At 68.3% G+C, this 14,355-nt stretch carries 12 protein-coding genes; 9 read left to right on the top strand and 3 right to left on the bottom strand.

Annotated features, from left to right (window positions below):
- Positions 1-317 precede the first annotated feature (317 nt).
- The 3 genes from CVV72_RS31895 to CVV72_RS31905 form a co-directional block, all read right to left on the bottom strand.
- Entirely contained in the window at positions 318-1,523 is a 1,206-nt protein-coding gene (locus CVV72_RS31895; protein ID WP_219147553.1) for an FAD-dependent monooxygenase, read from the bottom strand.
- A 62-nt stretch (positions 1,524-1,585) separates the two neighbouring features.
- Complete coding sequence (locus CVV72_RS31900; protein ID WP_219147554.1) at positions 1,586-3,109, bottom strand: MFS transporter; 1,524 nt, start codon at positions 3,107-3,109, stop codon at positions 1,586-1,588.
- Between the two features lie 124 nt (positions 3,110-3,233).
- Positions 3,234-3,770: a MarR family winged helix-turn-helix transcriptional regulator gene (locus CVV72_RS31905; RefSeq protein ID WP_255632322.1), complete on the bottom strand. Its 537-nt coding sequence runs from the start codon at positions 3,768-3,770 to the stop codon at positions 3,234-3,236.
- 111 nt (positions 3,771-3,881) lie between these two features.
- On the opposite strand from CVV72_RS31905, the gene CVV72_RS31910 reads away from it, so the two are divergent.
- From CVV72_RS31910 to CVV72_RS31950, 9 genes are all read left to right on the top strand, one after another.
- On the top strand, positions 3,882-4,316 hold the full coding sequence (locus CVV72_RS31910) for a VOC family protein (protein WP_219147555.1): 435 nt from the start codon (positions 3,882-3,884) through the stop codon (positions 4,314-4,316).
- A 332-nt stretch (positions 4,317-4,648) separates the two neighbouring features.
- Complete coding sequence (locus CVV72_RS31915) at positions 4,649-5,257, top strand: TnsA-like heteromeric transposase endonuclease subunit (protein WP_219147556.1); 609 nt, start codon at positions 4,649-4,651, stop codon at positions 5,255-5,257.
- The gene (locus tag CVV72_RS31920; protein WP_219147557.1) at positions 5,254-7,518 is read left to right on the top strand and encodes a hypothetical protein; all 2,265 of its coding nucleotides are present in this window, start codon (positions 5,254-5,256) and stop codon (positions 7,516-7,518) included. The genes CVV72_RS31915 and CVV72_RS31920 overlap by 4 nt, the downstream gene beginning before the upstream one ends.
- A 168-nt stretch (positions 7,519-7,686) precedes the next feature.
- A complete protein-coding gene (locus CVV72_RS31925) occupies positions 7,687-8,769 on the top strand; it encodes a TniB family NTP-binding protein (RefSeq protein ID WP_219147559.1) in 1,083 nt (360 codons plus the stop codon).
- Positions 8,766-10,724 (top strand): TniQ family protein, encoded by a 1,959-nt coding sequence (locus CVV72_RS31930; protein WP_219147561.1) that lies wholly within the window; start codon positions 8,766-8,768, stop codon positions 10,722-10,724. The genes CVV72_RS31925 and CVV72_RS31930 overlap by 4 nt, the downstream gene beginning before the upstream one ends.
- Positions 10,725-10,841: 117 nt before the next feature.
- A complete protein-coding gene (locus CVV72_RS31935; protein ID WP_034309984.1) occupies positions 10,842-11,633 on the top strand; it encodes an ESX secretion-associated protein EspG in 792 nt (263 codons plus the stop codon).
- Positions 11,626-12,399 (top strand): ESX secretion-associated protein EspG, encoded by a 774-nt coding sequence (locus CVV72_RS31940; RefSeq protein WP_219147563.1) that lies wholly within the window; start codon positions 11,626-11,628, stop codon positions 12,397-12,399. Before CVV72_RS31935 ends, CVV72_RS31940 begins: the two co-directional genes overlap by 8 nt.
- A gap of 43 nt (positions 12,400-12,442) precedes the next feature.
- On the top strand, positions 12,443-13,663 hold the full coding sequence (locus CVV72_RS31945; protein WP_219147565.1) for a hypothetical protein: 1,221 nt from the start codon (positions 12,443-12,445) through the stop codon (positions 13,661-13,663).
- Between the two features lie 13 nt (positions 13,664-13,676).
- The gene (locus CVV72_RS31950) at positions 13,677-14,282 is read left to right on the top strand and encodes a hypothetical protein (RefSeq protein ID WP_255632323.1); all 606 of its coding nucleotides are present in this window, start codon (positions 13,677-13,679) and stop codon (positions 14,280-14,282) included.
- Positions 14,283-14,355: the final 73 nt, after the last annotated feature.

A 14,355-nucleotide genomic window follows, 5' to 3' on the forward strand; every position in this document is an offset into this window, starting at 1 on the left:
CGATCGACCCAATGACAGTCGTCACTGGCTGTGCGCATCGCGCACTTTCGGTGACCGAAATGTGACTGTGAGCGGTACCTGTCACATGTAAACGATGGTGAGCTGGAGGGGGACCGCGCGTAGTGAAGGGTTTCTGTCACTAGTTGTGAGCGTTAGTTGTCAGTAGTGCGTACATGGGTTGATTTTGTGGGTGACGGGGCGTCGAAGGGCTCCTGGGCCGAGGGGAGTCACATCGGTCACGTGGCGCAGTGATGCTGTGCCACCGGCACTTTGGTGGGGGCGGGGCGCCGTCCTGTATGGGGTGGGTCGTGCGCTGTTCAGGGCGGGGGCGGCTGGGTCTGGGGGTAGGTGGGGAGGTCGATGGCGTCTGAGGGTGGGTTGGTGAATCGGGTGGCGAGGCGGCTGATTTTGGGGTTGGTGGCGAGGTTCGCGATGGTGTTGAGGAGCCGGATGCCGGTGCGGGTTTTCGGGGAGGCCAGCCGGGGTGCGATCCAGGGGACTTTCTGTGCTTGTGCGACGTAGGGCCGCATGATGGTTTCGTAGGCGCGGAAGGCGTCGCTGTGGTCGGTGTGTCGGCTGAGTTCGCCGGCGAGGACGTAGGCGCCGACGAGAGCGAGGCTGGTGCCCATACCGCTGAGCGGGGAGGCGCAGTAGGCGGCGTCACCGACGGCTGCGATGCGGCCGCGTGACCACTTCTTGAGATGCATCTGGCCGATGGATTCGAAGTAGAAGTCCGGGGAGTCGGCCATGGTGTCGAGCACGCGTGGGGTTTCCCAACCGGCGTCGGCGTAGTGGCGGCGCAGGAAGTCCTGCTGTGCAAGGGCTTGCAGCCGTTCGAGCCCGCGTTGCGGGTACAGGAAGGACAGTGACGCGCGGGTGGTGCCTTGGTTGTCGGGGCGCAGGAGGACGACGCGGCGGCCGGGGGCGTTGTACCAGCGGGCCCAGCGGCCGTCGGACGCGGCGCGGGGGATGGTGAAGTAGGCGGTGTAGAGGCCGAACGAGCGGGTGCGGGCGATGTCGGCGAAGACGAGGTCCCGGGTTCGGGATCGGAGGCCGTCGGCGAGGACGACGAGGTCGAATCGCCGGTCCGCGCCGTTTCGAAAGGTGACGTCCACGCCGTCGCTGGTGTCGGTCAACCCGGTGATCTCGTCGCCGAAGACGTAGTCGACATCGTCTCGGGTGCGCTGGTGAAGCAGGCCGGCGAGTTCGCCGCGCAGGAGTTCCAGTTCGGTGACGAACCCGTCGCCATCAAGGGAATCGGTGCCGAACGACGCGCGGATCCGGTTGCGGCCGTCGACGAAGTGCACTCCCTCCTCGTGGGTGACGCGGTCGCGGGCGGCCTGCTCGAGGCCCATCCGTTCGATGACGGTGCGACCGGCGCCGCGCAGGTCGACGGTCTGCCCGCCAGGACGTAGTTCCGGTGCGCGTTCGATCACGGTCGCGGTCATGCCGTGCTGGTGGAGCCAGTAGGCGAGTGCGGGTCCAGCGATGCTGGCGCCGGAGATCAGGACGGTGCGGGACATGGGTGTCCTCCTCGCGAAGCGGTGGCGGGGCCTGATCATGGGCACCGGTGCGGTGCTCATGATCAGCGGGAGCCTTCGGCGGTCCGGGACGCTGGCGCGGCGCTCGCCAGCGTGGTGTCCGCGTCCACGATGTCCGCCGGTGTCGTGGCGTCGGTACCGGCGGCGAGGTCCGCGTCGTCCGGGCGGGCGCGTCGGGGGAACAGCGGTGAGATGAGCAGGAACAGTCCGATGACGATCGCCTGGACCACGAGGGCGTCACGGAAGCTCTCGGTGACCGCGCCGCTGAGGGCGCCGGCGAAGAACACGGTGCTGAACACCGCGACACCGACCGAGCCGCCGATGGACTGGACCGCGGACAGGACGCCGGAGGCGGAGCCGACCTCGTCATCGTCGACGGCACCGAGCACGGTGTTGAACACCGCGGCGATCACGATTCCCGAGCCGATGCCGGCGACGGCGCTGCCGGGCACGATCCGCCAGATCGTGAAGTCGGTGGTGTCGGCAAGGGCGAGCCACAGCCAGGCGACACCGGCGAGCTGGACGATGGCTCCGGCCTGCAACACCCGGCGGCCGAGTTTGGCGGCGAGCAGGCCTCCGCTGATCGTGCCGCCGACGGCGGTTCCCAGTGCGACCGGGAGGTTGCCCAGCCCGGCCTGTCCGGCGGTGAACCCCTGGCCGATCTGCAGGAAGAACGTCAACACCAGCTGGGTGCCGATCATGCCGCCGAAGAACAACGCGACCGCGACCAGCCCGACGGTGAACGCGGGTTTGCCGAACAGGGCCGGGGTGACCAGCGGATCGCGGCCCAAGCGCACGACCCGGCGCTGCCACAGCGCGAATCCGACGTAGCCGAGCGCGGCGGCGGACAGCGAAAGCCACGTCCACAACGGCCATCCCGCGGCCTGTCCCTCGTTGAGCGGAAGGACCAGCAGCGCGGACGCGGCGGCGACGAACACGGCTCCGACGACGTCCACGCGCAGGGTCCTGGTCCCGACGCCGCGGGGCACCAGCCGCCAGGCGAACACCAACGCCGCGAGACCGACCGGGACGTTGACCAGGAACACCAGGCGCCAGCCGAGACCGAACAGGTCCCAGTCGACCAGCGCGCCACCCAGTACCGGGCCCAGGACACCGCCGAGCCCCAGCACCGGCCCGAAGATCGCCAGGGCCTTGGTGAGATCGCGGGGAGCCAGGTTGTCGCGCAGGATGCCGAGGCCCTGCGGCAGCATCATCGCCCCCGCCACGCCCTGGACCAGCCGGAAGGTGATCAGCGTTTCGATGCTCGGCGCGATCGCGCACAGCAACGACGCGAGAGTGAAGGCCACGAGCCCGAACAGGAACATCGGGCGGCGTCCGTAGCGATCGCCGAGCCGCCCGCCCAGCACGAGGCCCGCGCCGAGAGTCAGGGCGTAGCCGCCGATCACCCACTGCAAACCGACCGGACTCGAATCCAGCGACTTTTCCAGCGACGGGCCCGCCACGTTGACGATCGTCGAGTCGAGCAGATCCATCAGCTCGACGACGAGCACCGTGGCCAGCAGCCACCACACCGCCCTCGGCGATATCTTCTTCTCTGATACAGCCATGATTTTCTCCGGATTCTGGTGATAGCGCCCGTTTCAGGGCGTGTTCGTACGCCGGAGGACATCCGCGCGGAACGAACGCGCCCCCGCTGGGTAGGTGTGGCGGCTTGCCGGCCGCAGCGAGATGTCAGCCCTGGGGGAAGGAATCCGCCGTGTCCGTGTAGACCTGCACGACTCCGGCCAGGAAGGCCTCCACGACATCCCTGTCGCGGGGAGCCAGCGCTTCGACGAGGCCCTCCACGCCGCGCAGCAGCGGATGCAGATGACCGAAGAGCCGGTCCATCGACTCCGCGACCGGCTCGACCATCACCTTGCGGCGATCGGTCGGGTGCGGGCGGCGGACGATGTGCCCGGCCTTCTCGAGCCGGTCGACGATGTGCGTGCTCGCCGCGGTCGAGACCCGCAGCCTGTCTGCGAGGTCCTTGGCGGTCAGCGGTCCGTCGGTCGTGAGGTGCTCCATCGCCGCCAGGTCGGTGGCGTTGATCCCCAGTGCGCCGCTCAGCCGCTGCTCGACCACCCGCGTCAGCACTCCTACCTCTTGCAGACGCTCCATCACCGCGTTGCCCACGCCAGGGGACTCGACCGGTCGCCGGCCAGACAAGTGGTCCGGCCCGGTGGCGGGCGGCATGTCGGCGAGACGAGACGCGCGAGCAGAGGAAGTCATGACAGATAGACTACTAGATAAGTCACTAACTAGCTTAGTGAAATTGTGTGACGGTTGCCACCAGGTCAAGGTCTTCCCCGCAGTGGAGTCGCCTCGTAGCGTCTGGTCCTCATGACGACAAGCAACACGGCCGGGCTCACCCCGGCTGGCCCCCAGATCTGGCCCACCCTGCGATGCCGTGACCTTCGCACTTTGATCGGCTTCTACGAAGCGGCATTCGGTTTCCGGGCCGGGGTCGCCTATCCCGACCACACCGGGCAACTCGTTCACGCCGAACTCGCCGGTCCTCGCGGTGGTGGCATCATGCTGGGCTTGGACGGTAACGACTACGTCGATCCACGACAGCGGATGCCCGTGGCGCCGATTCGGTGCTACGTCGTCGAACCCGACCCCGACGCGCTCTTCTTCCGTGCCATCGCCGCCGGAGCCGACGTGGTCCGCGAGCCCTACGACACCCCGCATGGCACCCGCGACTGCGAACTCCAAGACCCAGAAGGAAACCGCTGGCTGTTCGGCACCTCACCCGGTGAACTACCCGCCCCTTGACCTCCTTGGCGCCGTGGGCATTCACCTGCAAGACCACAAGAACCCGGTCACAGCCGAAGTGTGAGCGTTTGCGGTCACCCACTGCGTGCTGGGGCGTGGGGTTGCGCTTGGATATCGCGGTGGCTGTCGAGCTTGGGCGGGTGTTCTGGTCGCATGTGTGTCGCTGGCCGGATCTCGCCCTGGCCGAGACGGGGTTCGCTCATAGTCGGAGCCACCTGAGTTTGGGGAGCGGCTGGTCTCGAAGCTGGAGTGCGTCTGCGTCATTCAGGGGGGACCAAGTCGTCGTCCCGGTGCGAGATCTGGCGTCGTTGCCGTTGGTAGGCAGAGAGCCGATGCGGCGGTTTTCCTGGAGCCGGGCGCAGCGGCATCGTCCTGGCCTGGAGTTCCTGGTAAGCACCGGCCGCTTGCACGGCTTCGAGTCGCTGGCCGAGTCACGGTTGTTACTGATGCTGGACTTCGCCGGTGAGCTGAACGACGTCTTGTCGCAGCCGATGAAACTGCAGTTCCAGACCTCTGACGGCCCTCGGGAGCATATCCCGGATTTCTATGCTGACACGCGGTCAGGACGATGGCTGATCGACGTTCGCCCGGCGGGCCGGATCGCAGCGCGAGACGAAGTCGCGTTCGCCGCGACCGCCGAAGTGGCGTTGCTGCTGGGCTGGGGTTATGTGGTGGTGACGGGTTGGCGTCAGCCGGCGGAGGCGACGGTCGACGCGTTCTCGGCACAGCGGCGGCCGTTGGCGGACCCGCTCGGCATCGCGGCGCAGTTGCTCGACGACGTCGGTGAGGGCAGCAGACCATTCGGCGAACTGGCTGCCGCGACGTCGGCACCGGTGATCGGACGGGCTTTCCTGCTGCATCTGCTTTGGCATCGGAGGCTGGGCATGGATCTGTCCGCTCCGCTCACCGATCGAACGCTGGTCACCGGGGCGGTTCGGTGACTGGCACGTTGAATCTGGCGCCGGGGGCCACGGTGGTGCTGGACGGGCAGGAGTGGACAGTAGAGCGGGCCGAGCCGCAGTTCGGGCGGGTGGTGCTGCTCGATCGTGGCGGCCGTCGGCTTCCGGTGTCCATACGGTTCTTGGTGAACCACCCCGATTGCCGGTCGTCGTCGACGTCGGGCGAGTTCGCGGCTGGGCGGGGACGGCAACAGCCGACGCTGGCGGATCTGACCGAGCACCAGCGCGTCGTGGTCGAGCTTCGGCTGGCTCATCTGCTGGAGGCCGAGACAGGGTTCCGGGGCGGCGACCCGCTGCGGCCGGGCTCAGGAGAGCCGCGGCCGGAGTTCGATCCGTCGGTCACGACGCTGACCCAGCGGCGGCAGGCGAAGGCGGCGGAGCTGGCGGCCATGGATCGTGAGCAGGCTCGGTTGCTGGGCTTGGACAAGGTCGGTTACCGCACGTTGATCCGATGGGCGGCACGGCACCGCCAGGTCGGCGCGGTCGGCTGCGCCGATGATCGGTGGCTTCGGCCGGGCGGCGGTCATCCCAGCGTAAACGAGCTGGTTCGCGAGGCGATCTTCGCCGTCCACGCCGAGACGCTGCATCGGTCGCGGATGTCGTTGCGGGCCAAGGAACGCCTGATCCATCAGTACGTCCGCGAGCTGCACGGCCCGGACGCGACAGCACAGATTCCGGGCTACTACACGCTGCGGGCAGTCTGGGCGGATTGGTTCGGCTCGGGTGGTGGACGGCAGCGCTACGTCCGGTCGGCGGCGAAGCCGACGAGCGGGCAGCACGTGGTGATCCACCGGCCGGGGCAGGTCGTCGCGATGGACACCACGATCTTGCCGGTGAAGGTCCGGGAGACGGTGTTCGGTGATCCGGTGTCGGTTCACCTGACGCTGGCGCTGGATGTTCACACCAGGTCGTTGGTCGCGTTCCGGCTGACGCTGGTCTCGGACAGCTCGGTCGACGTCGCGATGGTGCTGCGGGACATCATGATGCCGTTGCCGATGCGCCCGGACTGGGGCGATGACCTGGAATGGCCCTATCCGGGGTTGCCGGCGAACGTGGTGGCCGAGTTCGCCGGGCACCGGGTCGCCGGGCTGCCGTTCTTCGCGCCGGAGACGGTCACCACCGATCATGGATCGGTTTATCGCAACCATCATCTGGTCGAGGTCGAGCGGGTGATCGGCGCGAACATCCTGCCCGCTCGGGTGCTGCGCCCGACCGACAAGCAGGCCGTCGAGCGAGCGTTCGGCTCAATCCGATCGCTGCTGTTCGAGGTCCTGCCCGGCTATTCCGGGGTCGATGTCTATGACCGCGGCGCGGATCCGGAGGCCGACGCGACGCTGACGATCGACGCGATGGAGCATCTGATCGCGACCTGGATCGTCTCGGTCTGGCAGAACCGGCGGCTCGGCGAGCACGCCCCGAGCTGGGACCCGGCCGGGGACCACAGCCCGAACACCCTGTTCGCCGCCGCGATGAACCAGGGCGGCTTCGCCATGCAGATCCCGGCGCCAGAGCTCTACTACCAGTTGCTGCCCGCGCATTACGTCGTCATCCACGGCCTGCGCGGGGTGAAGATCCGGGGCCTGTTCTACGACGGCCCGGCACTGGAGCCCTACCGGCACGAGAAGTCGGTGCGCGGCGGACGACACAAGGGAAAGTGGCAGATCCGCCGGGATCCCCGCGACGCACGGACAGTGTTCTTCCAGGACCCGCGCACGCACGCCTGGCACACGCTGCGCTGGACCGGGCTGCCACCGGAGGACGAGGTCCCCGCCTTCAGCGACGCCCGCGCCCGCGACCTGCTCGCGGCCGCGAAAGCGGCCGGCTTGAAGCCACGCAGCGACACCGAGCTGTTGCCGCTGCTGCTGGATTTGCTCGGCGCGCACGTTCCGGTCGAGTCTTGGCCCACGCTGGCCAAGGCCCAGCGCACCGACCTGGCCCGCGACACCACCCAAGGCCGCGCGGCGACCGCGGACCGGGCCAGCGCACGGCCGCTGCGAGAGGCCACCGCGGCGCGCCGACGCACGCCTGCTCCCGCTCCAGCGTCGGGCCCGGCGAGCTGGCCTGAGCACTCTCGGACCGTCGAGCAGGTCGTCGACGGCGACCGGCGTCGACGGCGGGAGGCGCTCGGTGCCGAGCCCCCGGCCCGGCCCGCGCGGCTGGGGGATGCGTTCCGGCGCGGCAACCTGTTCCTGCTCGCCGACGACCCGACGGACACCGCCGACACCGCGGAAGGTGATTCGTGAGCACCAGCCCCCGATCCCAGCGCCAGCTCATTTGTTCTTCCCGGACAGATTCCAGACCGCGAAACCGTCGAGGGTTGGAAACAGTGGCGGCTGACTCGTCACCAGTTCGTCCCGGCGCCCAAACTGGATCTGGCGGCCTATAAGGCGCTGAGCCCTCGGAAGCGACAGTTGCACGACCTGCACCGCGCGGCCACGCACGCGAACCTGCCGCTGCTGGAGACGCCGATGACGCGCGCGGTCGGGCGGATCATGCGGTCGCGACTGCAGACCAACGCGCTCAAGCACAAACCGACCACCCGGGCCGGGCTGATGATCACCGGCGGCGGCTATCAGGGCAAGACCGAAACCACCTGCGAGATCGCGGCCGCGTTCGAGGACACCTGGCTGGCCATGCACGCCCAGCTCAACCCGAACGCCGTTCCCGGAACCCGCGACCTGCACGCCCCGGTCGCCTACGTCCAGACCCCGGTGACCGCGAAGCCGAAAAGCACCTGCCAGGCGATCCTGGACTTCTTCGGCGCCGACCACAAAGGAATGACGCTTCCCCAGCTCACACGGGCGGTCCGGACGTCACTGCACGATCACGGCAACCGGGTCCTGCTGCTGGACGACATCACCCGCCTGAAGATGCACCGCGCCGACGACCAGGACACCCTCGACCTGATGCGCGCGTTCATGAGCATGCACACCACGTTGGTGCTGGTCGGGGTCAACATCCCCGGTTCCGGGCTGCTGCGGGAAGGACGGCACGACCCGCGCACCGGCCACTGGGTGTTCCCGCCACCGCGCGGACACCTGGGCGACGACCCGTCCACGCAGACCGAACGCCGCTTCGACCTGATCCACCTCGAACCGTTCACCTATGACACCCCGGACGGCATCGCCGCCTGGACCGCGCACCTGGCCGGGCTGCAGGACGAACTGCGGCTCTTCCACGCCGGCCCGGACATGCTCACCGGCGGCACGATGCCCGAATACCTGTTCCGCCGCACCAGCGGAGTCGTCGGCCTGCTGGAACGACTCGTCGAGGAAGGCTGCGCCGACGCCGTCGACACCGGCACCGAAGTGCTCACCGAGGACCTGCTCGACGGCATCCTGATCGACCTGGGCAACGACCCGACCCGCGATCCCACCGCGGGCGAAGTCCCCGCCGTCCCCGCGCCCGGCACGCGGAAGCGGCGCGGACGCAAGCCGCGGAACACCGTCTTCGACGACACCGGCACGCCATCCGCCGGAGAGGCCAGCGCATGATCCAGGCGTTGCCACGCAGTCTCGATCCGCTCCCCGACGAATCCCTGATCGGGTTCATGCTGCGACTGTCTCACCGGCTCGAACTGCCGCCCACTCGCCTCGCGACGCTGACCGGGCTGAGCAGGACATCCGGAATCACCATCGCGATCCATCAGCTGCGGATCCCCGCGGCGAACGCGCTAGACTTCGCGCGGGCGACCCGGCTGACACAGACGGAGATCGCCAGGCTCTGCCTGGACAGCTTTCGAGAGCGCTACCCGCCGCTGGAGCTGCAATACACCGACAGCAACCTTGTCCGCCGCAGCAAGAACCTACCGAGCGTCCCCGGCTGGGTTCTCACCAGCGCGACGCGCTACTGCCCGGACTGCCTCGCCGGCGACGGCAGCGAGGTCCAGCAACTTCACGGCGGATCCTGGCGAAAGACATGGCGACTGTCCGTCGTCTTCGCCTGCCCCATCCACAATCGGCTCCTGCGCTACGACTGCCCGCGCTGCAAGGTTCCCGCTCTCCAACGCAACCGAGTCAACCCGCGGATCTTCGCCGCGCCGTCGCTGGTCCAGCACCCCGCCCAATGCCGCAGCACCTCCACGGCAGGAGCGCCCGCCTGCGGGCACCGGCTCGATCACGACATCGCCCAGCCGGACGAGCCCAGCCGGACAACAGCCCCGCGCTTGTTCGAGTTCCAGGATCAACTACTGACCCGGCTACAGCTCGACCGCGACGAGGCGACCACGCACCCCGACAGCGGGAATCGCTACTTCTACGACCTGCACCTGATCACGCGGCTCATTCGCGGATCCTGGCCGCTCGCTGCTCAGCTCGCCCCACCAGGCATTGACCTCAACGTCCTCGACGACCACGTCGACCAACTCCGGCGCGAGATGGCCCAGGCCCGGGAGGCGGGCAAACCGGTCCACAACAAGCTGCTGCGCGCGGGCCCGCCGGATGACCCGCGCGCCTCCGCGCACCTGCTGGCCTTCGCCGGACACCTGCGCCAGGATCACGACCAGCTCCGCACGCTGGTGTCATCGGTGAGCGGCGGCAGCGTCTGGGGACGCGAACTCGAGGTGTTCCTCCGCCACTGCTCAGCAACGACACAAGCGGCCGCCGAGCCGCACGTGAAGGCAGAGCTGTCGAAGGTCCCAGCAAAGCGACGCAGTGACGCACCGACGACAAGACGACGCAATGCTGCACCGCCGCGACGACGACTCGCCTTAATCGAGTCCATGCCCAAGCTCAAGTGGCGGCTGACCATCGATCGCCGCCACATTCCGCACTACCTGGACGACGATCACATTCGGCCGCTCACCATGCTCATCCCCGAAACCGCCATACAACGGCGCACAGTGCACCGGTTCGCGGCCATCACCGCGATCCGCTCCGCCGGACTCTCCACGGAGGCAGCCACCGCCGAACTCGACCTGCCCTACGGCTGGGGAACTCGCGCCAACAAGGCCGTCGCCCACTGGACCAGATGGACAAAACTGAACGACGCCTCAACCGAGATCGTGACAGCAGTCCAGGACGTCATCGAGAGACTCAACAGCTCCCCGCCGACCATCGACTATCAACGAAGAAGACGAGCGCTCGACGGATGGCTGATCCCCGAAGACGTCTGGGAGACCGTCACCGAACCACTCCAGCGCCTGCCCCGCCCAGCGAAGGACTTCGGCCCCCGCAAACGCCACATCACCTCGCTGCTGCTCTGGACTGTGATCACCAACGGCGACTACCGCGCGGCCTCCCTGTTCCGCAACCGAACCCAGATCAGACCGCGGGACGACCGGTTCGCGAGCCTGACCCACCGCCTGATGTTCGAGTTCCTGACCGGCAAAGGCAAGGACCGCAACAAGCACGTCTTCGACCTGCTCAACGCGTTCGACCCCTACCGAGCCCAACTCGAACACGCCATCGACCACGGAACCTTCATCGCGCCTACCCGTCCGCGTTTGTGACAACAAGCGCTCACAAGTGACAGATATCGCTCACAGTCGCACGAAAACCGCTCACCGACCGCTCGCCGAACGACCTCACCCGTTCGAACAAAAGTTCTAAAAATTGTCGGTACCAGGGTGTTCAATGGTCAGGTGAGCACTTCAACGACCGCTGTCTTCGACGTCATCGACGAGGTCATCGCCCCGCTGGCCGCCGAGGTTCCGGAGCGTCCCTCGGTGATGGAGTTCTACGATCCGGAGCTTTCCGTGCCGCCGGTCCTGGCCGACGAGGAGCCGACGCCGGGGCTCACCCTGGCCGAGGAGGTGGAGCAGTACACCCGGTTCGTGAGCGGGATGGCGACCATCGGGCTGGCCCCCGGCGGTGAGGTCACGCCCGAGGCCGTCGGGCTGTATCGCGCACTGCGCGGCGGGTTCATCCGCGGCGTGGTGACCGGGGTGTTCCCCTCGCGCGCGGAGCCGTGGGAGGTCCGGTTCTTCGGCGACGAGGACTACACCACGGTGCTGAACAAGCTCGGCAGGCGAGCGCGGCTGCGGTCCGGCTTCCTCAGCGCGCTGCCGGGCTGGGTGTTCGACGGGCTGCCCGACCATCCGCCCGGCACCGGCGAGACCGTGCGCATCGAGACGGACGCGGGCGGGCTGATCCCGCTGCGGGCGCGAGAAGCCGTCGAGGTGATCCGTGAGGGTGCTTCGCGGCCCCGGCACGGCACGGTCCTCGTCGATCTCGCGGTGCGGAACTCCATCCTCGCCGAGTATCCGCACGGCGCGTTCGGCCTGGTGGACAACGACCTCGGCCGGTACCAGTTCAGCGCGGCGATGGACGGCGACGGCCGCTGGACGCTCACCTGGGGCCCGGCCAGCCGGTCGACGGCCGAGCAATGGATCGTGAAGGCGGTGCAGAACCATGCGTGAACCGGCGACCGTGAAGGAACTGATGAGGCGCGCCGCCGAGCCGGTGCTGCGCGCCGTGCCCGAGCGGCGGAGCGTGTACCTGGGTTACGACCCGGAGATCACCGACGACGAGATCCGCCGCCTGTGCCCGTCGTACGACGAGCCGGCGGATCTCGTCACCCAGGCCGAGCGGTACGCGGCCAAGGCGGCGATGCTCGAAGAGGCCGGGCTGATGGAGAACGGCGAAATCCATCCCGCGGCGGTCCGGATGCACGGTGTGATGCTGCGGGGTTCGGTGCGAGGCGTCCTCACCGGCGTCTTCGCGTCCGCGCCTCGTTCGGTGCGCGTCGATTGCTACGGCGACGGGCATCAGGCGGTCGTCTGGCGGATGCGGTCGGGGCGGCGGACCACGTTCAGCCTGAGCGATTTCGGCGAGCTGGGCGCCCGCGTCTTCGGTGGGCTCCCGCACGTCCCCGCCGGGGAGACCGAGCTGATGCGCATCAGGATCGACGGGCACGGCGTGCCGCTGCCCGGCCAGGACGAAGAGGTCGGCCTGGTCGCCGACACACTAAGCCACCCGCGGACCGGCACGGCGATCCTCGACCTGGTCGCCTTCGGCGGGCTGAACGCCGAGTACCCGGACTACGGCTTCGTGATCGTCGACAACGATCTGGGGAGGTTCGTGTTGTACGCCGCCCCTTCCGAAGGGTGGCTGATGTTCGGTGGAATGGACCGCCGGGCACTGGCGGGCTGGCTGCACGAGGCGGTGGACTTGAGTCGTACCTAGTGTTCCTGGCGCCTTGAGCGATGAACGACTGGGGAGGACGGGCATGGACCTGGACCGGCGCGCGGCCGACGCGTGGTTCCGGCGGCGAGGGCTGCCGATGGTCATCCACCGGCGGAGGCGCGGGGCGGGCATGGTGCGCCGGTCCACGCCCGGGCTGGTGTTCCTGTGCCTGCTCGACCTGCTGCTGGCCGGGCTGCTGAAGCTGCTCGACGTCCCCGAGGACGTGCTCGCGGCCAGGATGCGCGACAGCGGTGTCGGTTACGTCCTCGGCGTGCTGGCGCTGACGTTCGCCGTGGTCGTGGTCCCGGTGATCGCCGGCCGCTTGATGGCGAAGCTGCTCCGCGTGCCGAGCCGCACCAGGGTCCGGTTGGCCGTCATGGCGGCGACGATCGGCTTCTGGTTGTTCGTGCTGCCGCTCGGCGAGCGGCTCACCGGGCTGGTGGCGTGGGACAACCCGTTGTGGGTCGCCGTGCTCGCCAACCTCGCCGCGCTGGGCGTGTTGATGCTGCTGGTCAGGATCGGCGTCGGTTCGATCCTGACCTGGGCGGCGCGGAGCGCGGTCGCCCAGGTCAGGGCCATCGGCACGCTGGCGTCCCGGGCCTTGCCGCTGCTCCTGCTGGTGGTGATGTTCAGTTTCTTCACCGCCGAGCTGTGGCAGGCCGTCGAACGGCTGACCCCCGGCCGGTTGTGGCTGGTGGCGGGCTTCCTCGTCCTGATCGGTGCGGTGTTCCTGGCGTCGATGCTGTCCGACGAGATCAAGGAGCTGAAGTCCTGGACCGTGGAACCCGGGGCGGCCGTTCTGCGCGGCACGCCGTTCGACGACGACACGCCTCCACCGGACCGGCGCGCGCTGACGAAGACCGAGCGCCTGAACATCGCCTTGGTGCTGTTCTTCGCCCAGGCGGTGCAGATCGTGGCGTTCGGGGTGCTGGTGTTCGCCTTCTTCGTCGTGTTCGGGGTGCTGATCCTCAGCCCCGAGGTCGTGACCGAGTTCGCCGGCCGTGAATCGGCGCCGGGAACACTGCTGGGTGTCCCTCTTCCGGTGAGTTCCGCGCTCGTCAACGTCTCCGTCTTCCTGGCCGTCTTCTCCGGTTTGTACTTCGCCGCATCGACCGCGACAGATGTCCGGTACCGGCGTTCTTTCTTCGAACCTTTGCTGGAGGATGTGAAGATCAGCCTCGCGGCGCGTGACATTTATCTGGCCCATTGGGCGGATGTGCGGCGGGCCGAGGTGGTTACCCTGGAAGCAGAGGACATTCCGTAGTGAGGTGGTCACCATGAGCGGGAAGGGCGAAACTCCCTTCTTCGATGCCCCCGACTTCGTGAAAGGCGACGGCACTCAGGCAGATCCTCCGGGCGACAGGTTCGCCGACCCGCTGTCCGGGCTGGTCACGACGGCCCCGGCGGCCCCGTCGGCGGGAGCCGACGACGTCCGCGTGCAGGTGCCGGGACCGGTACAGCACGACCCCGAAGTCGTGAGCAGGATGGTCGACGCGGCCATGCTCGCGGACGAGCGGCCCGCCGAGAGCCCCGGCCCCGAGCAGACCGCCGCGCAGCCGCCGTCGAAGATCGTCAGCACGGTCGGTGAGCAGGGCGCTGCGCCGATCGGGATCCTGCCCCAGCAGCGCACCTGGCCGTCGAGGCCTTCCCAGCTGATCCGCCAGCCACGGCGCGTCAGGCAGGAAGAGCCGGTCGAGATCGACGAAGAGGCCGAAGTCGAAGTACGGCGGGCAAAGCGCTCCATGCAGATGCCGCGGCTCGGCAAACCGTCGTCGAACACGGCGGGCGTCATGATCGCGATCGCCCTCATGATCGTCTTCGCGGTCCTGGCCATCCAGTTGCTGGCCAGCCTGTTCAACAGCATCGCAGGGATCTTCGGGTAACCCGTCCGGCGGATAGCGCCGGACGGGCCCGTCCGTCCATACCTCACCCATCGGGATACCCTGGCCGTACGGT

It is taken from the genome of Amycolatopsis sp. TNS106 (genome assembly GCF_019330265.1).
Taxonomy (GTDB): domain Bacteria; phylum Actinomycetota; class Actinomycetes; order Mycobacteriales; family Pseudonocardiaceae; genus Amycolatopsis; species Amycolatopsis lurida.